Genomic DNA, 23126 nt, shown 5'->3' with positions numbered 1-23126 from the left:
GCGTCAGCCGGTGCCCTCCCCCAGGACCCGCCAGCTGTGCTCCGCCTGCTCGACGCTGCGCAGGGCCTGGCCGCAGAGCATCAGCCGGCTGGCATTGCGCTGCAGCAGGGTCAGATCGAAGCGATTCAGGTCCGGATCGTGCAGCGAGCGCTCCAGGTTCCCCCAGCGGGCCGGGGGGGTCATGGCGGTGGCCGGGGGTGCCGGTCGGTGACGGTGGGGCACCTCGAGGCAGTGGCGCCATTGCTCCAGTCGCCCGGCCACGGCCCGCAGCAGATCGGCCTGGGCGCTGTGCAGTCCCTCCAGGGGGCCCCGATCCGCCGGGGTGTGCTCGAGGAGCCGCAGCCCGTCGACCACGCCGACCAGCTGGGAGCCGGCGCCGTTGAGGAGCTGGAAGAGCCGAAACGTGGCATGGCTGGTGGGGTTGTTGCCGAGCTCATCGGCCACCGCCGGCATGGCCTGGCGCAGGGCCACCAGCTGGCGCCGCAGCCCCTGGGCCGTTTCCAGCTCGCGCCGCCGGGCGGCGACCAGGGCCCCCGGCGGCGCCGGGACGGCCGGCACCTCGAGGCGGTCGGCCTGGACGACGAGGGCCCCGCCGAGATCGGAAAGGAACCGGCGCAGCCGCTGCCGGTTGCCCTCCACCGCCAGGTCGGGCCAGAAGAGCCGCAGGCACAACAGGGCCACCAGGATGCCGGCCGCGGTCCAGAACAGTCGCACCGGGACCCAGATCCCCAGTTCACCGTCGTGGACCAGCCAGCCCATCACGATGATGTTGCTGCCCACCTTGTACCCCACCTCCAGCCCCAGCGCCGCCCCCACCAGCCGCATCGCGACCAGGGACAGGCTCAGGCCCAGGGGCAGGGGCAGGTGGCTGAGGCCGGTGAAGGTGACCACCAGCACCACCCCCCCCACCACCGACCCCAGCAGGCGCTGGCGGCCCAGGCCGATGGAGCCCCCGTAGGTGCCGGTGCAGACGACCAGCACGGCCATCGGCGCGTAGAAGCCGTAACCCAACGGAGCCAGGGCGCCCAGGCCGTTCAACAGACCCGCGGTCAGGGCCAGGCGCAGCTCGGAGCGGCGGATCAGCATCGGGCCACCAGGCTGAGGGTGCGCAGGCTGGCCAGCAGCGGCTGCTGCTCCTCGGCCAGGGCCAGCAGCGGCAGCAGCGGCAGGGAGCGGTGCCGGGCCAGGCTCTGCCAGGGCCCGGGGTCCGGGGCCAGCACCGGCAGGGTGTCCCCCCGGAGCAGGGCCGCCATGCGTGCCATGCCGGCCTGCAGGGGATCGCCGGTCGGCTCCCCGGCCGCCTCCGTGTCCAGGCCCAGCCGGTCGGGGAGGCCCCCCAGCAGCCGCTCCCACTGCACCCAGTGGTGCTGGACCGTGGCCCACAGCAGCAGCCGCTGGGGCCAGCGCTGCCGTTGCAGCCGCTGGCCATGGGGTCCGCGCCGCTCCTGGGCCAGCAGCTGCTCCATCGCCACCAGGTCGTGGCTGAGCCTGGCCGGGGGCAGGGGCTGGGGCCGCTCGCCACGACCCTCGAGCCAGCTGCGCAACTGCTCCAGCTGGGCGGCATAGCCCTGGCGCAGCCCGGCCTCCAGCCGCAGCATCCGGTCGAGTCCCCGCCGGGGCCAGAACAGCAGCCCCACCACGATGGCGATGACGCAGCCGACGGCCGTGTCCAGGGTGCGGTTGAAGACGTAATCCCAGTTCAGGGCCACATGGCTGGGGATCATCAGGAACATCAGGCTGACCAGCGTCGCGGTCCCGGCGGCCGACTGCCAGCCCAGCCAGCGCAGCAGGGGCAGCATCAGCAGCAGCGACACCAGCACCCCCGGCCACCCGGACAGCAGGGTGTGGACCAGGAAGGTGACCAGCCCTCCGGTGATGGTGCCGAAGACCCGCACCCGGGCGGCCTGGAGGCTGAGGTCGTCCCCGTCCTCCATGACCGTGACCACGGCCAGCATCGGATACCAGACGTAGGCGATCCGCTCGAACCAGAGGGACAGTGCGGCGGTGAGGAAGGCGGCCACCCCAAGCCTCAGGCTGTTGCGAAGCAGGGCGGACCGCACGGACCTCGAGGCGCAGGGCTGGCAGGAGCCTATGGAGGCCCATGGTCCACGGCCATTCGGCGATGCGCCATGGTTGATCACCCCTTGCCGTGCCGCGGGCAGCCATGGTTCTCTCGCTGAGCCCGGATCTGGAGGCCCTGCTGCGGCTGGGGATGGCGGTGCTCTGCGGATTGGCGGTGGGCATCAACCGGGCGCACCACGGCAGCCGTGCCCACCCCAACCGGCTACGGGTTCATGTGCTGGTGGGGATGAGTGCCTGCCTGATGGTCCTGGCGGCCGGCCCCGATGCCCAGGCCCGCAGCCGCGTGATTCAGGGGGTGGCGGCCGGCATCGGCTTCCTGGGAGCCGGCGAGATTCTGGTGCCTCCGGTGCGTTCGAAGCACGGCATCCCCGAGGTGCGGGGCCTGAGCAGTGCCGCCTCGATCTGGTTCACGGCGGCCCTGGGGGTCACCGTGGCCGTCTCCAGCCCGGTGCCGGTGCTGATGGCCCTCGGCCTGGCCCTGATCACCCTCTCCGTTCGCGACGATGGGCCCATCACCGGTAACGGCGGTGATGGGGAGAAGCCGCCCGAGGTGTTCAGAAAAGGAAACGGTGGCGGCCGTTCGTAGCGTTGGCCTGGCCCTCGTTGCCGGCCTCGAGGGGGTCGTTCTCCGGGGCTGGCCAGACGGCGTCCCAGTAGCTGATGCCGTCCTTGTAGAAGGGGCGGCCGTCCAGCCGCTGGGTGTCGAGCTGGGTGCTGCCCATGGCCGTGATCAATCCCCCCAGCTCCATGGGTCCGAGGTCGGTCTTGATGTCCTTGCGGGCGGCCATCATCAGGGCCGGCAGCCGCACGAGGTACTCGGGCCGGGTGAGCTTGCGGAACAGGGACTTCAGGGCCAGCTGCTGGCGATCCATGCGCCCCAGGTCGCCGGTCTCGTCGTGGCGGAAGCGCAGGAAGCCCTCCAGATCCTTGCCGCGCAGGGTCTGCATCCCGGGTTGCAGATCGATCGACAGCCCCTGGCTGCGGTCGACATAGACCATGCGCTTGGGGACGTCCACCTCGATGCCCCCGAGGACATCGGCCATCTGGCGGATCAAGGAGAGGTTGACGACCAGGTGGTGCTGGATGGGGCGGCCGAGGCGCTGGGAGATCTCCCGCTTCACCGCTTCGATGCCGCCCATGTTGTAGAGGGCGTTGATCTTGACCGGACCGAAACTCTCGGCCTCGATGTACGTGTCGCGGGGGATCTGGGTGATGCTGGTCTGCTTGCCATCGATGCGCAGGGTGGCGATCACATCGGTGTTACCACCGCCCACGTCGGTGCCCAGAATCAGGATGTCCTGACGGTCCATGCCGCCGCTCCAGGCGGCGAAGGGATTGCTCAGCGCCGGATTTCCCCCGGCGGTGGCCCGGGTGGAGATCAGCTGGGCCAGGGGCCCGGCCAGCAGCAGGCCCGCCCCAAGGCCGCAGACCACCGCGAGCAGCACGGGGGTGCGACGACGGGATGACCTGGGCCTGGCTCCCCTGCTTGGCTGGGCCCCTCTGCTGGGCTGGGTCATTTTCATTCAATCCACGCTAAGCCCAGCGGGCTCAGCGCAGGGCCTCCTCCGGTCTCAGCCCCGTCTGCACCCGCCAGAGCGCCGCATAGGCCCCGTTTCTGGCCAGCAGTTCGCCGTGCCCACCGCTCTCGACGATGCGTCCCTGATCCATCACCACGATGCGGTCGGCGTGGCGCACCGTGCTCAGGCGGTGGGCGATCACCAGGGTGGTGCGGGAGGCCGTGATGCGATCGAGGGAGCGCTGGATCGCCGCCTCGGTTTCGTTGTCGACGGCGGCGGTGGCCTCATCCAGCACCAGCACCGGCGGATCCTTGAGGATCGCCCGGGCCAGGGCGATGCGCTGCCGCTGGCCTCCGGACAGGCGCAGGCCCCGCTCCCCCACCAAGGTGTCGTACCCCTGGGGCAGCGCCTCGATGAACCCCGCTGCTTCCGCCAGGCCGGCCGCCCGTTCGATGGCCGCGCGGGTGGCGGCGAAGCTGCCGTAGGCGATGTTCTCGGCCACGGTGCCGTGGAACAGGAACACCTCCTGGCTCACGAGGCCGATGGCTCGGCGCAGGTCCTGCAGGGACAGCGTCTCGATCGCCACGCCATCCAGCAGGATCCGCCCCGCCTGGATGGGGTAGAGCCGCAGCAGCAGCTTGACGATCGTGCTCTTGCCGGAACCTGTGGCTCCCACGATCCCCAGGGTGGCGCCGGCGGGAATCTCCAGGTCGAAGGCTTCGAGCAGCCGCTCGCGTCCGCCGTAGGCGAAGTCGACCCGCTCGAAGCGGATCTGGCCGCGGACATCGGCGATGGGGAGCGGCCGGCTGCCGCTGGGGATGGCAACGGGGGTGTCCAGCAGGTCCATCACCCGGTGGGTGGACGCCATGGCGCGCTGGTAGTCGTCGAGGGTGCGGCCCAGGGTGGTGAGCGGCCACAGCAACCGCTGGGTGATGAAGACCAGGAACGAATAGGTGCCGATGGCGATGGCGCCTCTCCAGGCCTGGAGTCCGCCGATCACGAGGATGGCGATGAAGGCGAAGAGAATCGCAAACCGGATCAGGGGAATGAAGGCGGCCGAGAGGCGGATGGCCCGGCCGTTGCTGACCCGGTAGGCCTGGCTCTGGGCGATCAGCCGTTGCTTCTCCCAGTCCTCCGCCGCGTAGCTCTTGATGGTGAGCATGCCGCCGAGGTTGTTGCTGAGCAGGCTGGCCAGGTCGCCGGCCCGCTCCCGCACCTCCCGGTAGCGGGGGGCCAGTCGGCGCTGGAAGCGGAGCGAGCCCCAGAGGATCACCGGGATCGGCAGGAAGGAGACCCCGGCCACCGTGGGGGAGAGGACCACCATGGCCCCGCCCACCGCCAGGACGGTGGTGATCAGCTGCAGGATCTCGTTGGCGCCCTGGTCGAGGAAGCGCTCCAGCTGGTTGATGTCGTCGTTGAGGACCGTCAGCAGACGCCCGCTGCTGCCGGCCTCGAAGAAGCCCATCTCCAGGTGCTGGAGGTGGTCGTAGGCCTCGATGCGCAGCTCATGCTGCACCGTCTGGGCCAGGCGTCGCCAGAGCAGGGCGTAGAGGTACTCGAACAGGGACTCGGCGCTCCAGATCAGGAACGAGAGCACCGCCAGCACCCCCAGCTGGCCCGGCACGGTGGTGAAGCCGAGGCCAGCCAGCCAGGAGGTGCGCTGCTGGACCACCACATCGACCGCCAGGCCGATGAGAACGGGGGGGGCCAGGTCGAAGAGCTTGTTGAGGATCGAGCAGGCGGCCGCCAGGGCGGCCAGCCTGCGGTGGGGCCGCAGGCTGCGCAGCAGACGGCGAAGCCCTGCCGCTGTCGGGGCTGACCCCGGGGGGGCATCAACGGGCCTGACCGCCGCCGGACTCACCAGCGATTGCCGCCGCCGCCACCGCCGCCGTATCCACCACCGCCGCCACCGCCGTAGCCGCCGCCGCCGCCACCGCCGTAGCCGCCGCCGCCGGAGCGACCACCGCCGCCACCGGGGCGACCGCCGCCACCGCCGTAGCCGCCACCGCCGGCGCGACCACCGCCGCCACCGCCACCCTCACGGGGTGTGGCCTTGTTGACACGGATCATGCGACCCATCCATTCGACGTCCTGGAGGTCGTCGATGGCCTTCTGCTCGGACGCGTCGTCGGCGAGCTCGATGAAGGCGAAGCCGCGCTTGCGGCCGGTCTCACGGTCGAGGGGCAGGCTGCACTGACGGACCTCGCCGTACTGGCCGAAGAGATCGAGAAGGTCCTCGCGTTCGGCCTGGAACGAGAGGTTGCCGACGTAGATGGTCATTCAAAGAATAAAGCTGGAACGGATTCCTCCGGTGTCGGGAATCCCAGGGAAAGCAGGCGGTCGGCATGGAGCACAGATCGGATCCGGGGATGAATCCGGCTCTGTTGGGCCTGAGCCGTCGATGCGTGCCGAAGGGAGCCAGATCGGCGTGGAATTCCCCGAAGCCTACAACCGTGCCCCTGGGCTCCATGGCGAAGCTTGAAGCAGATGCGAAGGAAAACGAAAAAATCTCCCCACCCCCGCCCGTGACGCTTCATTGTCAGCAAACCCTGATCCAGTTGATCCCATGAAAGCCGCCCCTGTGCCCTGGAGCCTCACCTGGCGTGAGGACGGAGAGCTCGGTTCCCAGGATCTGTTCGACGTGCTTCAGGTCCTGGTGGCGAGCGAGAGTCACGAGGTCCAGATGAGCCTGATCGCCGCGGTGGAGCAGCTCTCCGTGAGCGAGCTCCAGGTGACGGCCTGCGAGCAGGTCACCCGCCTGTGCGCCTGAGGCCCTCCCCTGGCGTTCAGATCGGGTAGCGCTTGACGGTGGCATCCCGGCAGCTGCTGCGGGCCGAGGCGATGCTGCTGCCGCTGGAGATGCGATCGGCCACGCAGTTGCAGGCGAAGCTGGCCATCCCGTCCGGGGCTTTCTTCCCGGATTGGGCCACCTCCGTCTCGAAGGCGGAGAGGCAGATGGAGCGCACCACCTCGAGGATGGGGCCGGAGGCCGCTTCAGCCCGGCGATCCAGCGACCCGAAGGCCACCAGAGCGACCAGGCCGAGGATCAGACCGGCCTGGGCCGGCAGGTGCCGGGGGCGGAAGGAACGCAAGGGTGGCCGCTGCTGGGAAGGCATGGGGAACAGGGGTGTGGAGCGCGGTGGAGGGAATTCAGGAGCCCAGCCGCGAGATCTGAAGTTCCTTGTTCATCACCCGCAGGCGACGCAGGTCGGAGAAGACGTCATCGGGCATGCCCTTGGGCAGGTCGACGGTGCTGTGGGCGTCGAAGATGCGAATCTTCCCGATCGATCGTCCGGCCAGGCCGGACTCGTTGGCGATGGCACCAACAATGTTGCCCGGCTTGACCCGATCCCGCCAGCCCACTTCGATGCGGAACCGTTCCATGTTGTCCTCGGGACCGTCTTCGCCGCGTTCCTGAGTGCGGTCGCTGAAGGGGCGGCGTTCCCCACCCCGGTCACGCTCACCCCGGTCACGGTCGCGCTCCCTGGTGGGGGCGCTGGCGCGGCCCTGTCCCCAGCGCTCCTCCCCCTGCAGCAGCAGGGGCTTGCCCCCCAGTCCAAGCTCCAGGGCGGCCAGGGCCAGCTGTTCGGGTGTGCAGGCCTGTTCCTGGGCCACGCGCTGCAGGATCTCGCCGAGCAGGGCCCGCTCCTCGGGGTTGCAGGCGGGCTGCTGCAGGGCTGTGGTGAGTTTCTGGCGCAGCCGGTCGAGGCGGTGCTGATTGATGCTGGCGTTGCCCGGCACCTCCATCGGTTCGATGGGCTGGTTCACCGCCCGCTCCAGGCCTCCGAGGAAGCGCCGCTCCCGGGGGGTGAGGAACAGGATCGCCTCCCCGCTGCGCCCGGCACGGCCGGTGCGGCCGATGCGGTGCACATAAGCCTCCCCGTCGAAGGGGATGTCGTAGTTGATGACCAGGCCGATGCGGTCGACGTCGAGGCCCCGGGCGGCCACGTCCGTGGCCACCAGCACATTGACGCGGCCGTCACGGAGCCGCTCGATCGTGCGTTCCCGCTGGGTCTGGGGCACGTCGCCGTTGAGCACCGCCACGTCGTAGCCGTGCTGCTCGAGGGACTCGGCCACGGTGAGGGTGATGGCCTTGGTGCGGGCAAAGATGATCACCCCTTCGCTGCCCTCGGCCTCCAGCACCCGCTCGAGCGCCTCGAGCTTCTGGGGACCGTTGACCACCAGGTGCCGCTGGCGGATGCGGCGACCGTCGGCGGCCTTCTGGCGGATGGTGATCTCGGCTGGGTTCCTCAGGTGGTTCTGGGAGATGCGCCGGATCTCCGGGGGCATGGTGGCGGAGAACAGCACCACCTGCCGCTCGGCGGGGAGCTGCTCGAGCACCCACTTGACGTCGTCGATGAAGCCCATGCGCAGCATCTCGTCGGCCTCGTCCAGCACCAGGCTGCGCAGGCCGGAGAGGTCGAGGGTGCCCTGGCGCATGTGATCCATCACCCGGCCGGGGGTGCCCACGACGATCTGAACGCCCCGGCGCAGCTGCTGGATCTGATCGCGGAAGTCGGCGCCGCCATAGACGGGCAGCACCTTGACGCCCTTCATGCGGGCCGCATAGCTGTTGAAAGCCTCCGCCACCTGCATCGCCAGTTCGCGGGTGGGGGTGAGCACGAGCACCTGGGGGGTGCGCTGGCCGGGATCGAGGCGCTCCAGCAGGGGCAGACCGAAGGCGGCCGTCTTGCCGGTGCCGGTCTGGGCCTGGCCCACGAGGTCGCGGCCGAGCATCAGCTCGGGGATCGCGGCCTTCTGAATCGGTGAGGGCTCTTCGAAGCCGATGGCGGCCAGGCCGTCGAGCAGCTCCTGGCGCAGCCCGAAGGCGGCGAATGCGCTGACGGGGACCGTGGTTTCGAGGCCGGTCGTGTCGGTGGCGGTGGTTGTCGAGGCGTTGGTTTCGGAGACGGTGGCTTTGGGGGCGTCGTCGTCGGAGGGGCCATCGGCCTGCTCGGTGGCGGTCACCGCAAGGTCGGGTGCCGACAACGACACGGCCTCGCAGGGCTGCGCGAGGGCCGCCTGGGAATCGGCAGCACCGGTGAGGGTGCTGCCGTCAATGATCTGGGTCACGGGATGCGGGAGCCTGGTGAATCCTTTTCAACGCAGGCCGGCAGCGGACCGTTGGAGATGGGTGCCATGCACCCGGGCTGCCTTGCCCTTGCTCAAAGGTTGAAATGAGACTTTACCACCCTGCCGTAATCGTCGTCGAAACGCTCGATGTCCTCCTCCCGCAGCACCTCGCCCAGCTGCACCTCGATGATCTCCAGGTCGGTGGCTCCGGCCGCCGCCCGGTGCAGGGCGCCACAGGGGATGAACAGGGTGGCGCCGGGGACGGCGGTGATGCCGCCGTCTTCGGTCTCCATCACCCCCTCGCCGCTTACCACGACCCAGTGCTCGCAGCGCTGCTGGTGGCGCTGCAGGCTGATGCGCTGCTCCGCCCTGATCCGCAGACGCTTGACGAGGTAGCCGGGACCTGTGGCGAGGGTCTCAAACCATCCCCAGGGCCGCTCAACCCGCTCAGCCATCGCGTCGCTCTCCAGGAATCGCAGCGGGAGGCACGGTCGGCGGATCGGGAGCGACGGCGGCGGGAGGGGGCGTGTGGGGGTGGGAAAAAGACTGACCGGAACCACCTGGGGCCAGGGAATCCATGGGGTTGTCCCTTTGGACCTCAGGGCACCTGAAGGGAAGACTCCGGCTGGGCCGGTTCACTCCTTCGTGACGATGCAGGAGGGCATTCCTCAAGGGGGGACTGGAGGAATCAAGGGGCTCCCGGAAAGGGAGAGATCCCAGCGGTGGAGACTATTGGAGCAGGGGCTCCGGTGAGTTCGGCCCGGGGGAACCGCGCCGATGGACGAAGTATGGAGCGGGGCTCAGAGCTCCTACCGGGCGGTTCACTTTTCGTAGACACATTGCCGGCTGTGGAGATCAATGAAGAAGCCTTACGGGCCTTTCCCGGCCATGGGCCCGTCCTCTTGCTCGCTGATCAGAAGGGCCGCCTGCCGCGCCCGGGTCAGGGCGGTGTAGAGCAGCCGCCCGTCGCGGGCGGTGCCGCTGGGCAGCAGCACGATCACCTCCTCGGCTTCGCTGCCCTGGGCCTTGTGGACCGTCAGGGCGAGGGCCGGTTCGGCGGCCCCGGCCAGCTGGCCGGGATGGATCCAGAGCGGCTCCCCCTCCCCGTCCCCGAACAGCAGGCGCGCCGAGGGCCCGGGGCCGCCCACGAGCACGCCCACATCGCCGTTGGCCAGGTCCAGTTCCGGCAGGTTGCGGCGGCAGAGGACGGGGGTGCCCGGGGGGAGATCCTGCAGGTCGCCGTCCCGCCGAGCCCCCAGCAGGGTCCGGTGGATCGCCTCCAGGCCCCAGCGTCCCTGGCGTTGGGGCGCCATCACCAGCAGGCGGTCCCGTTCCGCCAGCAGCGCCCGGCATCCCCGGGGGGAGCCCGGCCGGCAATGCCCCGCCAGCCTGGCCAGCGCGTCCTGGTGGCGGCGCAGCCGCTCCAGCAGCTCCGCCGGCAGAGTCCGGGGGGAGCAGGGGCGCCAGTGCAGGTTGTCGGTGTCATCCAGGGCCTGCAGCAGGGGGCGGATGGCGGCGATCGGATCCGGATCCTGCGGGGCGGGGGCCGCTCCCAGCCCCTGGCGCAGGGCGGCGGCCACGGCGGCGATGGCCCCGGCGTTGCGGTAGGTGGTGGTCAGGGTGATGGCGGCGCCCCCCAGCCGGCGGCGGTGTTCGGGCCGCTGCAGGTCCTGCAGCACGGCCCCGGGAGCGATCGGGGGCAGCTGGGCCGGGTCGCCCACCAGCACCAGCCGACAGGCGCTGGGCAGAGCCTCCAGCAGGGCGCCCATCAGGCCCAGATCCACCATCGAGACCTCATCGACCACCAGCAGGTCGAGGTCGAGGGGGCGGCCGCGGTGGCGGCCGAACCGGTCGCCGCGGCTCTCCAGCAGCCGGTGCAGGGTGGTGCAGGGAAGGGCGCCCCCGGTGGCCGCCCGCAGCCGGCCCGCCGCCTTGCCGGTGGGCGCCGCCAGATGGATGCGGGCGTCGGGCTGGTGCACCCGGTGGGCCGCGATCATGGCCGCCACCGTGCTGGTCTTGCCGGTGCCGGGTCCACCCTCCAGCAGCACCAGACCGTGGCGGAGCACCGCCGCCAACGCCTGCCGCTGCCGGGCATCGAGGCTCCGGGGGGCGCCGGGCTCCGCAGCACCGGGACCCGCAGCACCGGGACCCGCAGCGCCGGGCTCCGCAGCACCGGGAGCTTCGCCGTCGCCGCCCGGCACCAGGGCTCCGGCCCGATCGACCAGCGCCTCGAGCACCGCCTGCCGCTGCCGCTGCCAGCGGCGCCACTGCAGTCGGCCCTCCTCCAGGGCCAGGGGCCCGTCCGGATCGCCGGCGAGCGAACTGGCGGCCAGGGCCCGGCGGTGCCCCTCTGGCCAGGCGGCTTCGCTGACCTCCGCCGGTCTCGGGCCCCGCAGATCCAGCTCCAGCTCGCCCCGGGCCAGGGCCGCGGTGAGGGCGGCGATCAGCTCGCCGACCAGGGGATCGGGGGGGGTGCCATGGAGACGGGGCAGAGCTTCGGCCAGGCTGAGGGCGAGGGCTCCCACCCAGGGCTGGGCGGTCTGGAGGGGTTCCCTCATGACGGGTCCTCCCCGGCGTCGGCCGCGGCATGGCCGCCCAGGGCCCCGTCGAGGGCCAGGAGTCTGCCCAGGGGCGGCCGCTCCACGAACATGCCCGGCACGGCGCCGCTCCGGGCCTGCGCCCCCGTTTCCCCGGGCGTCCCGCGCAGGAAGACGTAGGCGTATCCCCCCAGATGGCGCTCGGGGGCATAGCCGGGCAGCCGCCAGGCCAGATACCGGTGCAGCGCCACCAGGTAGAGGTGGGCTTGGAGGGGGTAGTGGCTCTGCGCCATCAGGGCGGCCATCGCCTCCCGGCCGTAGTGGCGGGGGCCGCAGGCCAGGGGCCTGCCCTCGCCGTCCCGCCGGCCCAGCCAGTTGCTCTTCCAGTCGGCCACCCACCAGCGCTCCTCCCCATCGGCATCCGTGGCGGTGAAGATCAGGTCGATCGAGCCGGTGAGGAAGCCGCGGCTGGCCACCGGCAGGCTCCCCACGGTGGCGGCGTAGGCGGCACCGAAGGCACCGCCGGGATGGTCCGCGAAGGCGGCCGCCAGCTCCGTCGCCCTGACGAAGCCGAGGGTGAGGTCGAAGCTGAGTTCGTTGAGCCGGCGCTCCGGCCCCAGATCGGCCACCCGCAGGGACCCCAGCCCGCCACCAAAGGGGGTGAGGCGCACCTGCTCCAGGCCCCGCAGCAGGGGCTCCACGGTTTCCGCCTCCAGCCCGGCCCGGCGCAGCTCCCGTTCCACCAGCTCCCGGTTGGCGGGCGTGTCGGTGGGAACCCGGTAGTCCAGCTGCTCCAGCATCCGGTGCAGGCAGTCCCCGGCCCCCGGGCCGCGGGCGAAGCCGGCCAGGGGACCCTGCTCCGGCCACAGGGCCGCGTCGCCCCCCTCTGGGGCCTCGCCATCGGGGCTGGGATCGCTGGTGTCGCGGCCTTGGTCGAGGGCCGCCTCCGAGACGACGGCGCCGTGGGCGGCGCGGGTCCAGCCGGTGTAGCTGCTGCGCCCCCAGCTCGCGTCCAGCGTGCGCCGGGGCACCGGTCCGCAGCGCAGGGCCTCCGCCATCTCCGGTGCCGGCGCCAGGGTCCCCGAGGCGCCCGGCTCCATGGCGGCCTGGTGCAGTTCGAGCCCCAGGGCCCGACGCCCGATCTGCTCCTGCAGCCGCATGAACCAGTCCCCGTCGCTTCGCCCGCTGATGGGGCCATCGTCCTCGGGGTCGGGCAGGGGCTCCTCAGGGAAGAGCCAGGGGAACAGGGGGTTGGCCTGCTGGCCCTTCGCCGGCCCCCAGGCGAGCAGCAGCAGGTGCTGGGCCCGGGTGACGGCCACGTAGGCCAGCCGCTCCCGCTCAGCCCGTTCCGCGTCCCGGTGCTGGCGCAGCGCCTGCCATCCCCGTCCCCAGGCGGGACGCAGGTGGAGGTCGAGGTGGGCGCCGGCGCCGGCGGCCGGATGCCAGCGGAGGCCCACCCGGTGGCCACCGGCGGGGGGGTGCCCGCCGCCTGCCACAGGTAGGGACAGATCACCACCGGGAACTCCAGCCCCTTGCTCCGGTGCACCGTGATCACCGTCGCCGCCTCATCGGCCTTGTCGCTGTGGGCCTGGTGGGACTCAGGGATGGTGCCGCTGGCGCGGGTCTGGTCGAGGCGCAGGCGCCGCAGCCAGTCGGCGGCGGCCACCAGGGCGAGCTGCTCGACGTGCAGCCGCTCCTGGAGCAGCTCGGCCACCTGCTGCAGGTCGGCCAGCAGCCGGCCGCTGACGCTCATTCGGGCCAGCCCTTCCCCGTCCACCAGTCGTGAGAGCACCCCGAGCGGTCCCTGATGGGGCAGGTCCCGGGCCAGGGCCTGGAGCCCGCCGGCCAGTTCACTCCACTCGGCTGGAGCGGCTTCGGCGATCCGCCGTGCCGACCAGCCCAGCAGGGGGGAGGCGGCCAGCAGCCGCAGGCGGCCCGGATCGGCCGGATCGGCCAGCGCATCGAGCAGCCGCTGCAGGGCGGTGGCGGCCGGGCTGGCGAACACGTCGGCCTTGCTCACCAGCCGGCTGGCGATGTGCCGCCGCTCCAGGGCGCTGCGCAGGTCCTCCGCCTGGCGGTGGTTGTGGACCAGCAGGGCGATGTCGCTGGCCCGCAGGGGCGAGGGAGGCCGTCCGTTGTCCACCGCCAGGGCGGGGGCCTGCTCCAGCAGCTCCAGGACGGCGTCGGCCACCAGGGCGGGCAGCCGGGCCTCCAGCACGCTCCGGCTCGGCAGGGCATCGCCCGCCCCCCGCTCGCCCCCCAGCCAGAGCAGGCGCACCGGTGCCATGCCATCGGGCCCGCTCCGCCGTGAACGGGCCAGCACCGCCGGCACCGGCAGGTCGGAACGGGGCAGGCCCGCCGGTGCCATCAAGGCATTGAGGCTCCCGATCAGCGCCGGGGTTGAGCGGCGGTTCTCCTGCAGCGCCAGCACGCGCGCCGCGCTGCGGCGGGCCAGCCGGTAGGTGTCCAGATCGCCGCCGCGGAAGCGGTAGATGGCCTGCTTCGGATCCCCCACCATCACCAGCAGGTGGGCGTCGCCGGTGAAGGCCAGCCGCAGGATCCGCCACTGGACCGGGTCCGTGTCCTGGAATTCATCGATCAGGGCGGCCCTGTAGCGCTGCCCCACCGCCCGCAGCAGGGGGGTGGGGGCGGTGGCGTCCGGGCCGGGGTCAAGGCCCTCTAGCAGCTGGGCGAAGCCGATGCTGCCGCTGCGGGCCCGGCGCCGGGCCAGCTCCGCCCGCCCCCAGTGGGAGCCATGCAGCAGCACCGCCTCCGCCGGGCCCTCCCGCAGCGCGGCCACCGCCTCCAGGAGCCCGGGGTCGGGCAGCTGGATCTCCCGCTCCGTACCCTCCACCTTCCTGGCCATCCGGCAGAAGGGGTCGGGGTGGAAATAGGACCCCAGTTCCTTCTGGGCCATCAGGGCGGCATAGCTGCCGCCCTCGGGCTGCTGGGCGAGCCAGGCGTCGACCAGCTCGCTGCGATCGTTTCTTGGTTTGACGGCATAGGGGGTGGTGGCGCTGGCCCCGGCGGCCCGCCACTGGGCGGCGGCGGCGCGGAAGGCCTGCTCCAGCTCCCGGCCTCCGTCCGACCAGGCCTGCCGGAACCGTGCCCAGGGCTCCTCCCAGAGCGCCGTCAGCTGCTCGGCCAGCGGTCGCTCCAGGCCCAGGCCCGGCGGCAGGGGATCGAGGGCCAGGCCGGGGTCGCCATCGAGCAGCAGCAGCAGCCGCTCCAGATCCCCCAGGTCGATGGCCGCCGCCAGCCCCTCCGCCAGGTGCAAGGGAAGGGCCAGCACCTGCTGCTGCCAGTAGTCGTGGGCGACCTGGCGCACCAGGTCGGCGGCGTCGATCTCCAGCGTCAGCTCGGGGGGGCGGGCGGCCTCCATGGCGTGGCGCCGGAGCGTGCGCTGGCAGAAGCCGTGAATGGTGGTGATGTCGGCGGCGTCGAGCTCCTCGAGGGCCAGCAGCAGCAGGCCCTGCACGGTCCCGCGGGCGCCGGGCTCTTCCGGCTGGTGCTCCAGCCATTCGACCAGCACCGGATCGGGCGCCGCCCAGCCGTCGGGGGGCTGGAGGCCGGTGAGGGCCTCCTGGAGCCGGCGGCCGATGCGATCGCGCAGTTCCGCCGCCGCGGCATTGGTGTAGGTCACCACCAGCAGTTCCCGCAGGCCGAGCCGCCTCTCGGCCAGGAGCCGCAGCACCAGATGGGCCAGGGCGAAGGTCTTGCCGGTGCCGGCGCTGGCCTCCAGCAGCACGACGCCGTCATCGAGGCTGACGTTGTTGGCCTCGAAGCGCTCGGGCCCGGGGGAGCCGTTGCCGGCGCGGGTCATCGCACCACCTCCGCCGCCAGCAGGGGGGAGAAGAGGTCGGTGGCCAGGGCCAGGACTTCCGGCGTCAGCAGATCGTCCGCCGCCAGGCCGGGGCCGAAGCAGGCCTCCATCTCGGCCCGATTCCGCTCGCCGGCGTGGAAACCGGAGCCCTCCCAGGTGCCGGCAGCCTTGGCCCGTCCCTGGCCGGGTTTCTTGCGCTCGCCCGCCACATGGCTCCAGCCCGTTTCCGGCGGCACCGGCCATCCCCGGCTGCGCCACTGCCGCTCCAGCCCGGCCAGACGCTCCAGTTCATCCCGTGCCGCCACAGGGTCCGGTGCGGTGAGCACCAGCACCGGCCCATAGCCATCGCCGTCCCGGGCGATCAGCACCCCCCGGCTCGGGGCGGCACCGGCGGCGCTGGCCAGCAGGAGCTGGAGCCAGAGTTCCAGCCGGTGGCTGACCCGGGCCTGGGCCGTGTGGGCCAGCACGACGGCGTCGCCCCGCCAGGGGATCGCGGCCTGCCAGGGGCCCAAGTGGTGGCTGGGGCGCCGGGGCGGGCCGAGGGCCTCCAGGGCGTTCACCAGGCCCGTCCAGCGGCGCTGCAGGAGCTGCGCCTCCAGGGGGCCCGCCGCCCCGGGCGGCAGCAGGCCCTGCCCCCGGTGCCGTTCCAGCCAGTCGGCGGCCGACCGGGGGGCCTCTCCGCCGGGCTCCCCTTCGCTGCGCTGCAGGGTCTCCCGCAACAGGGAGGAGCGCTCCCTCTCCCCCAGGGCCAGGGCCTCGAGGTCGTCGACCCGCTTCTCCCACTCCCCTGGCCGCAGCCCCAGGGACCGCAGCCAGTGCTTCTGGGGCGCCACCAGCCAGTCCCGCAGTTCGGCGTAGGCCTCGCCGTCGCCGTCGGGGGGAGCCTCCTGGGGGGACGCTCCGGCCAGCAGCGCCGCGGGCGGCACCGGCCGTTCGCCGGCCAGGCAGCGCACCGCCTCCAGCAGCCGCCTGTCGCAGCTGGGGGCTTCCCGCCCGCCTGCGGGCAGGAAGTTGCGCCGGTCGAGGGGGTTGGCGGCGTGCTCCACCAGCAGCCGCCCCATGGCCTCCGCATCCAGCTGGCCGGCCAGCCACTGCAGCCACTGGCCCACCGGGCCGGAGGGGGGCAGGGCGGCGCCGGTGCGGTCGTCGCGGCAGCTCCAGCTCAGCAGCAGGTGGTCCCGGGCGGAGAGCAGGGCCTCCATCAGCACGTAGCGGTCCTGGTCGGCGGGGTGGGGATCGCCGAGCTGCCGCTGGCCCTCCATCAGATGGAAGGCGGGCCGGTCGCCGGGCCGGGGAAACAGGCCCGCATCCAGTCCCATCAGCACGATCACCCGGTAGGGGATGGCCCGCATCGGTTCGAGGGCACTGATGGTGAGAGCGCCGCTGCGGTGGCCGAAGCGGCCGCTCTCGGCCCCGAGCAGTTCCCGCAGCGCGGCCGCCGCCACCGGTGCCTCCAGGGACAGGGCGCAGGCACCGGCGGCCGTCTGCCAGGCGTCGATGGCCCCCATCAGCTCGGGCCGCTCGTCGGCGTCGTCGCCCGTGGCCCCGAAGAGGTCATCGATCAGCCGCCGCAGCCGCTCCGCCCAGTCGCTGACCGTGCCGCCCCGCCGCAGTTCCCCGAGCCAGTGGCGCAGCCGCCCCAGCAGGTGCAGCCAGCGGCCGGCCAGCTCCAGGGGCACCACCGCCTCCCAGGGGGCGGTCTCCCCGGGCGCCAGGCCCGGGTCGGCGGGCAGCACCAGGCCGAGCAGCAGCCGATCGATCGTCCAGGCCAGGCTGTGGGAGGGCGGGTCCTTCTCCTGGCCGTCCAGACCCCAGCGGAAACCCGCCTCCTGCAGCGCCTCCACCAGGCGGGCCGCCTCGGCCAGCTCGAGGCCGAACCGCTCCAGCAGGGGCCGGCAGCCCAGCAGGGTCTCCAGGCCGGTGGCGGTCAGCCGGGTGCCGGCCAGCTCCAGCAACAGCAGCAGGGTGCTGGCCATCCCCGCCCCGTCCTGCTGGCTGCGGTCGGTGAGGCGCCAGGGGAGTGCCACGCCCGTGGCGTGGGCGTCGCCGAACACCGAGGCCACCAGGGGGGCGAATCCGTCGATGTCGGGCGTCATCACCAGGATGTCCCGCGGTTCGAGGCCGGGGTCGGCCGCCAGGAGCTGCAGCAGGCGGTCGCGCACGATCTGCACCTGGCGCAGCCGGCCGGGACAGGGGTGGAACTCCAGGGAGTGATCCTCCGGATCCATGGCCAGGGACGGGATGCGGTCCGCGTCGGCCAGCTGCTCCTGCAGCTGGGCCAGCAGGGGGGGCCGGGTGGTGCCGGCGGCGGCCGCGAAGAAGAGGTCGCGGTCCTGCTCCTCCCCAAGCTGGGCCTCGCCGGTGCCCTCGAGCAGCTGCTGGAACTCTCCCCCCAGGCGGCCGAAGCGGGCCTCCAGTCCCGGGGCCTCCAGCAGCCAGGCGGCGTCGAGCGGCTGGCGCAGGGCCAGGGCGTCGCTCAGCTCCTGGCGGCGCTCACCGCAGCGCTGCCAGAGATCGCGGCACGGCGTCAGCAGGTAGAGGTCCACGGTCCGGTGCCGGCTGAGGGCCTGCAGGAGCTGCACCTGGATCGGCGCCATGCTGCTCAGGCCGAAGAGTCGCAGGGGGGCGCCGCCCGCTTCGGGGCAGGGGCCGCCGCGGCGCAGTCGGGCGATCAGCTCCTGCACCCGGCGTCCGAACGGTTCGGCACCCAGTTCCGCCCCCAGGGCGCGGTAGAGGAGGGGCTGCCAGAGCTGGCTGTCGGGCAGCGGCCGGCCGTGACCATCGATCGCCTGCCCGCCCTCCCAGGCCCGCAGCAGCTCGGGCCGGTAGAGGGCGTAGTCGTCGAAGGCATCGGCGATGGCCCGCCCCAGCTGCCAGTGGCCCAGTTCCAGCTGGGCTGCCGCCCCCCTGCCCGCGAGCCAGCGACGCAGCGGCTCCCCTTCCGCTTCGGCGGCGACCGCCGGCAGCAGGCCCAGCAGGGGCCAGACGAGACGGTCGGCACGCCAGGGATCGACGGCCCCCGCCGTGGGGATCTCCCCGACGGGGACCAGCAGCTGGTCGACCAGCTGGCGCAGGTGGCTCCCGGGGAAGGGAAAGCGCAGGTTGGCGGCGATACCGCCGAGGTGCTCGGCCAGCTGCTCGCCGAGCCAGCGGCTGGTGGGCCAGGTGTTGACGACCACCTGGACCTGCTCGAACGGGTCGGGCGGGTGGAGACGCAGCTGGGTGGCCAGCAGGCGGGCCAGGAACTCGGCCCGGTTGCTGCGAAAGACCGTCAGCAAAGGGGTGGGCTCAGAGGGCCCGGCTCATCGCCGAGCCGGAGGTCGGGGTCGCCATCGGGGAACCCGCCGCCGCCAGGTTGCTGACGTGCCGCGTCTGCCGCGTTTCCGGGCAGTAGGCGGTGAGGTCGCCGCCGTAGCAGGCGCCGGTGTCGAGCAGGACGATCGAGCCCAGCCGCCGCAGGCCGGGCCCGGGGGTATGGCCGACGATCACCTCGCCGAAACGGTCGTCGTAGGCCTGCCAGAAAGCCAGCCTCACGTTGAGGTCGGGCTGCCAGGTGCGGGGATCGAAGCCGGCATGGGTGGCCACCCAGCCCTGACCCCAGTAGGCGAGGGGCAGCTGGTCGAGGCGGTCGCGCCAGAGGCGACAGCGGGCCGCTCCCAGCTGGCGGTAGGTGTCGTTGCCGTTCAGGTCGGGACGGCCAGGCGCCACGCCCGTGTCGAGCTGACGCACCAGATCCCGTTCATGGTTGCCCTTCAGCCACACCGCCCGCTGGCGACGCACCAGGTCCCAGACCAGTTCCATGGACTCCTCGATGCGGCAGCCGCGGTTGATGACGTCGCCGCAGAACACGAGGCGATCGCCGGCCGGCAACTGGACGAGAAGGCGTTGCAGAGCTTCCGCACATCCATGCACATCGCCGATGACCCAGTGGTGGGGTGGACGGTGATGGGGTGGACGTCGGTCCGGGAACGTCATCAAGAAGGAAGCTTCCCCCCAAGTGTTGCCTCTGGAGTGGGCTTCTGTCACCCCCGCCGGCGTCGGCGGGCCTCCAGCGCTGATACGGTGCGCCCACGGAGGGAACGGGTGATGGACCTGAAGGATCTGCCGGTCACGCAGAGGGTCAACGCCCTGGTGAAGGCCCTCGACGGGGCCCGCCGCACCAACGAGGCCCTGGCCCGCTGCAGTGACGGTGAGCAGATGCTGGACGTGCTGCTCGATGCCTCTTCGCGGCTGGGACTGGGCCTGACCCGCTGGGAACTGCAGAACACGCCACCGATCCGGGACTGGATCTGGTGGAAGAACAAGGAAGCCCCCCTGACGATCGGTGACAGCAAGCCGCGTTACCAGCAGGACGGCGGCCAGGGCCGACCCCGCCCCGCCGGATCGAACCAGGACGAGGGTCCCGAAGAGCCCCGGCGCCGGTTCCTGGGTCTGTTCTGAGCGGGGCCGGACCGGCAGGCGCCCCGTCCAGCCCCTGTCTCCGGGTCAGTTCAGGGTGGCCAGGGGGTCGGGGATCCCCGCGCTGGGGGCCTCGAAGCTGCCCACGGCCACGAACTCCAGGCGCAGCTTCATGAAAGTGATGAACTTCTCGTCGGTGGACACCACCGCCGCCGCCGGCCGGGGCACGGCGGCCACGGTGGCGGCCAGCTCGGGGGCTTCCAGGAAGGCAGGGCGCTCCAGGAGCCAGAAGTCGATGGCCTTGTCCTTTTCGGCGTAGTTGCGCCGGCGCTCGCGCAGCACCTCCTCCAGGGGTTCCTCCTCAAGCAGGAAGGCGCGGCTGGCGGCGACGAAGTGGTAGCGGGTCATGGCGGGAGGGGCCTCAGGGCTGGCGGTCGCCGAACAGCGGGTCGCGGCGGGGATTCTGCACCAGCGCCCGCATCTGGCGCACCGCCTCCTGGAGGCCTACCAACAGGGCGCGGGCCACGATCGTGTGGCCGATGTTCAGTTCCTCCATCCCCTCGATCGCGGCGATCGGCTCGACGTTGTGATAGGTGAGGCCATGGCCGGCGTTGACCCGCAGGCCGAGCCCCCGGGCGATGGCGGTGGCTTCGGTGATCCTGGCCAGCTGGAACGGCTGCTCCCCCCAGGCGGCTTCGGCATAGGCGCCGGTGTGAAGTTCCACCCAGCGGGCGCCGCAGTGGCGGCAGGCCTCCAGCTGGGCGTCGTCGGGGTCGACGAACAGGCTGACGCCGATGCCCGCCTCCATCAGTCGCCCCACCATCGCCGCGAGACCGTCCCGCTGGCCGGCCACGTCCAGGCCCCCTTCGGTGGTCACCTCCTCCCGGCGTTCCGGCACCAGGGTCACCATGTCGGGCCGGACCCGCAGGGCGATCGTTTCCATCTCCGCGGTGGCGGCCATCTCCAGGTTCAGCCGGGTGCGGACGGTGGCCCGCAGCAGCTCCACGTCCCGGTCCTGGATGTGGCGCCGATCCTCCCGCAGGTGCACGGTGATGCCGTCGGCGCCGCCCAGCTCGGCGAGCAGGGCGCAGCGCACCGGATCGGGCTCCACGGTGCGGCGGGCCTGCCGCACGTTGGCGATGTGGTCAATGTTGACCCCGAGGCTGGCCATGGGCGGCGGGTGGCTGAAGCGATCCTGATCGCACCGTATCGGTCCCCGGGGGTGCGGCCGCAGGCCCAACTGCCCGCCGCGGGCCGGCAAGGGGGGATCCAGCCCCTAGCTTCGACATCGATGTTCTGCCGGATCGAGAGTGTTGGCGGCGCAGACGCCCTCCGGACCAGGCCTCTCTTCGTTGGTCAGCCAGCGGGAGCGTTCCCTCTGCAACGGCATCAGCCCCTGGCTGTCCCCGGTGGCGATGGTGGTCACCATCGACCTGGCGCTGCGGGGCTATTTCGGCGAGCTGACGGTGCTCGATCGCGAGCACCTGCCCCGCGACGGTGCGGTGCTCCTGGCCCCCACCCATCGGGCCCGCTGGGACGCCCTCATGCTCCCCTGGGCGGCGGGCCGCCGGGTCACAGGCCGGGACTGCCGCTTCATGGTCACGGCCGATGAGATGAAGGGGCTTCAGGGATGGTTCCTGCACCGTCTCGGCTGCTTCCCGGTGAATCAGGGGCGGCCCACCCTGGCCAGCCTGCGGTTCTCGGTGGAACTGCTGGCCTGCGGTCAGCAGCTGGTGGTGTTCCCCGAGGGCCGCATCCGCCGCGAGGACGGTCCGATCCGTCTGCACCAGGGGCTGGCCCGCCTGGCCCTGCTGGCCGCCAGCCAGGGCGTGGACGTGCCGGTGGTCCCGGTGGGCCTCGCCTATGGCCACGCCGATCCCCGCCCCGGTGACCAGGCCGCCGTCTGTTTCGGCCGCCCCCTGCGGGCGGCGGGCCAGGGACGCCAGGCGGCCCTGGACTTCAGCGCCGAGCTCGCCGCCGCCATGGAGTCGGCCGAGCAAGCGGCCCGCCTCGTGGTGGGTCGCCCGATCGGCTCCCCGTAAAGTTCCGCCGTTACCCGTCAGGCGTCGACGTGATCAGGCCTTCCGCCGTTTCTGTCCTCCGATCCGCCCGGCCATCGGGCCTCGCCGGCGTCTGCGGCAGCTGCCTGGCCCTGCTGGCCCTGGCCCAGCCGCTCCTGTCGCCGCCGGCCCGGGCCCAGGCCGCCCCCCAGACGGTCCAGCCCGCCGGCACCGATCTCAACCTCGCCGCAGTGAAGACCCTCCTTTCAAGGGGCGATGCGGCGGTGGCCAGCGGCAACCTGGCCGAGGGCCGGCGCCTCTACGACCTGGCCCGCGATGCCAGCCGCCGCCTGCTCGGCTTCTACCGCGACCTGAGCGGCTCCTTCCGCGGTCTCGATGCCCGCATCCCCCGGGAGATGGATGACAAGGGCCGGGAGGCCCTGACGCTGCTGGCCGAGTCCAACCTGCGGCTGGCGGCCCTGTTCCGCCGCCAGAACCAGCCCGAGGTGGCCATCCCCCTGCTGGTGGAGGTGGTGAAGATCATGACCCCCACCAACGAGGCTGGCCGCAAGGCCTACCAGCAGCTGGTGGAGCTGGGCTTCGTGATCACCCCCTACAACGCCCCGGGATCGACCGCCGGTGGGTGATCGTCCTTAGATTCCAGCCTTCCGTCGTCTCCCCGATCCCCGCCGCCATGGTGCAACCGGAGCAGGTCAAGGACGCGATCCTGCGCGCGCTCCCCGATGCCGCCGTTGAGGTGGAGGATCTCACCGGGGGCGGCGACCACCTGCAGGTGAAGGTGGTGTCCGGTGCCTTCGCGGGCCTCAACCGGGTGCGCCAGCACCAGCTCGTCTACGGCGCCCTGCGCAGCGAGCTGGCCAGCGAGGCGATCCACGCCCTGGCCCTGCAGACCTCCCTTCCTTCCTGACGTTCCCTTTCGCGATTCCGACCATGGATGCCAGCACCCGTCAACGCATCGACGCCCTGATCACCGCCAGCCCGGTGATGGTCTTCATGAAGGGCAACAAACTGATGCCTCAGTGTGGATTCTCTAACAACGTCGTCCAGATCCTGCAGTCGCTGGGTGTGCCTTTCGAAACGTTCGACGTGCTCTCCGACATGGAGATCCGCCAGGGGATCAAGGAGTTCTCCGACTGGCCCACCATTCCCCAGGTGTATGTGAAAGGGGAGTTCCTGGGCGGCTCGGACATCCTCATTGAGATGTACAACAGCGGTGAGCTGCGCGAGAAGCTGGAAGTGGCCCTGGCCTCCTAACGGCTCCGCTCCATCAGCAGTCTGGGCTGGCCGTCTGGCCCCAGGAAGCTGGAGGGGTCCTGGATCCAGCGGTCGATCAACTCCTCCAGCCGGCGCTGCGAGTGGTGATCCAGCACGGCTGTGCGACGCAGAGCATGGAGGTAGCCGTCCGCGTACAGGCGGAGCTCGGAGGGTCCGTGGTGACGGTCGGACAGGGCCTGGCAGGCATCACACAGGGACTGGAAGTGGCGGATCGCGTCGGGGTGTTGGAGTGCTGTCATGGCTGGGGTCGGGCCCCTGGCGTCATTGTGGCGGCGAAAGCCGGCAGATGGCACCATCCTGCCGTGCCGGGACCGTCATCCGAGGGCGGACAGTTGACAAGGCATCGCCCGTCAACGGCGTCTCCGCACATTTCCAGTTAGCGTTGACACACTCAATCGGC

23 protein-coding genes are annotated in these 23126 nt (G+C 72.0%); 7 read left to right on the top strand and 16 right to left on the bottom strand.

Annotated elements, in window-relative coordinates; translation table 11 throughout:
- Window positions 1-3: 3 nt before the first annotated feature.
- Entirely contained in the window at window positions 4-1086 is a 1083-nt protein-coding gene (locus CYAGR_RS04310; protein ID WP_015108555.1) for an FUSC family protein, read from the bottom strand.
- Complete coding sequence (locus CYAGR_RS04305) at window positions 1080-2060, bottom strand: FUSC family protein (protein ID WP_015108554.1); 981 nt, start codon at window positions 2058-2060, stop codon at window positions 1080-1082. The genes CYAGR_RS04310 and CYAGR_RS04305 overlap by 7 nt, the downstream gene beginning before the upstream one ends.
- 104 nt (window positions 2061-2164) lie before the next feature.
- Here CYAGR_RS04305 and CYAGR_RS04300 point away from each other — a divergent pair, with 104 nt between their 5' ends.
- Window positions 2165-2668, top strand: coding sequence for an MgtC/SapB family protein (locus CYAGR_RS04300; protein WP_015108553.1), 504 nt, complete (start codon window positions 2165-2167; stop codon window positions 2666-2668).
- Here CYAGR_RS04300 and CYAGR_RS04295 read toward each other — a convergent pair.
- The 3 genes from CYAGR_RS04295 to CYAGR_RS19370 all read right to left on the bottom strand — a co-directional run bounded on the left by CYAGR_RS04295 (window position 2637) and on the right by CYAGR_RS19370 (window position 5879).
- A complete protein-coding gene (locus CYAGR_RS04295; protein WP_043325430.1) occupies window positions 2637-3527 on the bottom strand; it encodes an LCP family protein in 891 nt (296 codons plus the stop codon). The genes CYAGR_RS04300 and CYAGR_RS04295 overlap by 32 nt on opposite strands.
- A 103-nt stretch (window positions 3528-3630) precedes the next feature.
- Window positions 3631-5460, bottom strand: a complete 1830-nt coding sequence (locus tag CYAGR_RS04290; protein WP_015108551.1) for an ABC transporter ATP-binding protein — start codon at window positions 5458-5460, stop codon at window positions 3631-3633.
- Complete coding sequence (locus tag CYAGR_RS19370) at window positions 5457-5879, bottom strand: RNA recognition motif domain-containing protein (RefSeq protein ID WP_015108550.1); 423 nt, start codon at window positions 5877-5879, stop codon at window positions 5457-5459. The genes CYAGR_RS04290 and CYAGR_RS19370 overlap by 4 nt, the downstream gene beginning before the upstream one ends.
- A 286-nt stretch (window positions 5880-6165) precedes the next feature.
- On the opposite strand from CYAGR_RS19370, the gene CYAGR_RS04280 reads away from it, so the two are divergent.
- A complete protein-coding gene (locus CYAGR_RS04280; protein WP_015108549.1) occupies window positions 6166-6369 on the top strand; it encodes a hypothetical protein in 204 nt (67 codons plus the stop codon).
- A 16-nt stretch (window positions 6370-6385) separates the two neighbouring features.
- Here CYAGR_RS04280 and CYAGR_RS16330 read toward each other — a convergent pair whose 3' ends face one another.
- From CYAGR_RS16330 to CYAGR_RS04245, 8 genes are all read right to left on the bottom strand, one after another.
- Window positions 6386-6691: a hypothetical protein gene (locus CYAGR_RS16330; protein WP_051017029.1), complete on the bottom strand. Its 306-nt coding sequence runs from the start codon at window positions 6689-6691 to the stop codon at window positions 6386-6388.
- A gap of 58 nt (window positions 6692-6749) precedes the next feature.
- Entirely contained in the window at window positions 6750-8672 is a 1923-nt protein-coding gene (locus CYAGR_RS04270; protein WP_015108547.1) for a DEAD/DEAH box helicase, read from the bottom strand.
- 92 nt (window positions 8673-8764) lie between these two features.
- Window positions 8765-9127: a phosphomannose isomerase type II C-terminal cupin domain gene (locus CYAGR_RS04265; protein WP_015108546.1), complete on the bottom strand. Its 363-nt coding sequence runs from the start codon at window positions 9125-9127 to the stop codon at window positions 8765-8767.
- A gap of 414 nt (window positions 9128-9541) precedes the next feature.
- A complete protein-coding gene (locus CYAGR_RS04260; protein ID WP_015108545.1) occupies window positions 9542-11230 on the bottom strand; it encodes an ATP-dependent DNA helicase in 1689 nt (562 codons plus the stop codon).
- Window positions 11227-11700, bottom strand: coding sequence for a PDDEXK family nuclease (locus CYAGR_RS19020; RefSeq protein WP_051017027.1), 474 nt, complete (start codon window positions 11698-11700; stop codon window positions 11227-11229). The genes CYAGR_RS04260 and CYAGR_RS19020 overlap by 4 nt, the downstream gene beginning before the upstream one ends.
- Window positions 11646-15032: a UvrD-helicase domain-containing protein gene (locus CYAGR_RS04255; protein WP_051017026.1), complete on the bottom strand. Its 3387-nt coding sequence runs from the start codon at window positions 15030-15032 to the stop codon at window positions 11646-11648. Before CYAGR_RS04255 ends, CYAGR_RS19020 begins: the two co-directional genes overlap by 55 nt.
- Entirely contained in the window at window positions 15029-18310 is a 3282-nt protein-coding gene (locus CYAGR_RS04250; protein WP_015108543.1) for an exodeoxyribonuclease V subunit gamma, read from the bottom strand. The genes CYAGR_RS04255 and CYAGR_RS04250 overlap by 4 nt, the downstream gene beginning before the upstream one ends.
- 10 nt (window positions 18311-18320) lie before the next feature.
- Window positions 18321-19007: a metallophosphoesterase gene (locus CYAGR_RS04245; protein WP_015108542.1), complete on the bottom strand. Its 687-nt coding sequence runs from the start codon at window positions 19005-19007 to the stop codon at window positions 18321-18323.
- 111 nt (window positions 19008-19118) lie between these two features.
- Between CYAGR_RS04245 and CYAGR_RS04240 the strand changes: the two genes are divergently transcribed.
- On the top strand, window positions 19119-19472 hold the full coding sequence (locus CYAGR_RS04240; RefSeq protein ID WP_015108541.1) for a hypothetical protein: 354 nt from the start codon (window positions 19119-19121) through the stop codon (window positions 19470-19472).
- Between the two features lie 45 nt (window positions 19473-19517).
- Here the strand turns inward: CYAGR_RS04240 and CYAGR_RS04235 are convergent, their stop codons facing one another.
- Together CYAGR_RS04235 and CYAGR_RS04230 are read right to left on the bottom strand one after the other, a co-directional pair.
- Window positions 19518-19838 carry an MgPME-cyclase complex family protein gene (locus tag CYAGR_RS04235; RefSeq protein WP_015108540.1) on the bottom strand — a complete coding sequence of 107 codons (321 nt, stop codon included), beginning with the start codon at window positions 19836-19838 and terminating at the stop codon, window positions 19518-19520.
- A 13-nt stretch (window positions 19839-19851) separates the two neighbouring features.
- On the bottom strand, window positions 19852-20601 hold the full coding sequence (locus CYAGR_RS04230) for a pyridoxine 5'-phosphate synthase (protein ID WP_015108539.1): 750 nt from the start codon (window positions 20599-20601) through the stop codon (window positions 19852-19854).
- A 181-nt stretch (window positions 20602-20782) separates the two neighbouring features.
- On the opposite strand from CYAGR_RS04230, the gene CYAGR_RS04225 reads away from it, so the two are divergent.
- The 4 genes from CYAGR_RS04225 to grxD are packed head-to-tail and all read left to right on the top strand — an operon-like array spanning window position 20783 to window position 22705.
- Window positions 20783-21472: a lysophospholipid acyltransferase family protein gene (locus CYAGR_RS04225; protein ID WP_015108538.1), complete on the top strand. Its 690-nt coding sequence runs from the start codon at window positions 20783-20785 to the stop codon at window positions 21470-21472.
- A gap of 29 nt (window positions 21473-21501) precedes the next feature.
- The gene (locus CYAGR_RS04220; RefSeq protein WP_015108537.1) at window positions 21502-22077 is read left to right on the top strand and encodes a hypothetical protein; all 576 of its coding nucleotides are present in this window, start codon (window positions 21502-21504) and stop codon (window positions 22075-22077) included.
- A gap of 47 nt (window positions 22078-22124) precedes the next feature.
- Window positions 22125-22358: a BolA family protein gene (locus CYAGR_RS04215; RefSeq protein ID WP_015108536.1), complete on the top strand. Its 234-nt coding sequence runs from the start codon at window positions 22125-22127 to the stop codon at window positions 22356-22358.
- Window positions 22359-22381: 23 nt separating this feature from the next.
- Window positions 22382-22705, top strand: a complete 324-nt coding sequence (gene grxD, locus CYAGR_RS04210) for a Grx4 family monothiol glutaredoxin (protein ID WP_015108535.1) — start codon at window positions 22382-22384, stop codon at window positions 22703-22705.
- Here grxD and CYAGR_RS04205 read toward each other — a convergent pair.
- A complete protein-coding gene (locus tag CYAGR_RS04205; protein WP_015108534.1) occupies window positions 22702-22965 on the bottom strand; it encodes a DUF6761 family protein in 264 nt (87 codons plus the stop codon). The two genes, grxD and CYAGR_RS04205, sit on opposite strands and share 4 nt — an antisense overlap.
- Between the last annotated feature and the right edge of the window lie 161 nt (window positions 22966-23126).

This window comes from Cyanobium gracile PCC 6307, assembly GCF_000316515.1.
GTDB classification, from domain to species: Bacteria; Cyanobacteriota; Cyanobacteriia; order PCC-6307; family Cyanobiaceae; genus Cyanobium; species Cyanobium gracile.
Note: the sequence above shows the minus strand (reverse complement) of the source record. Positions and strands in the feature narration are given on the sequence as shown.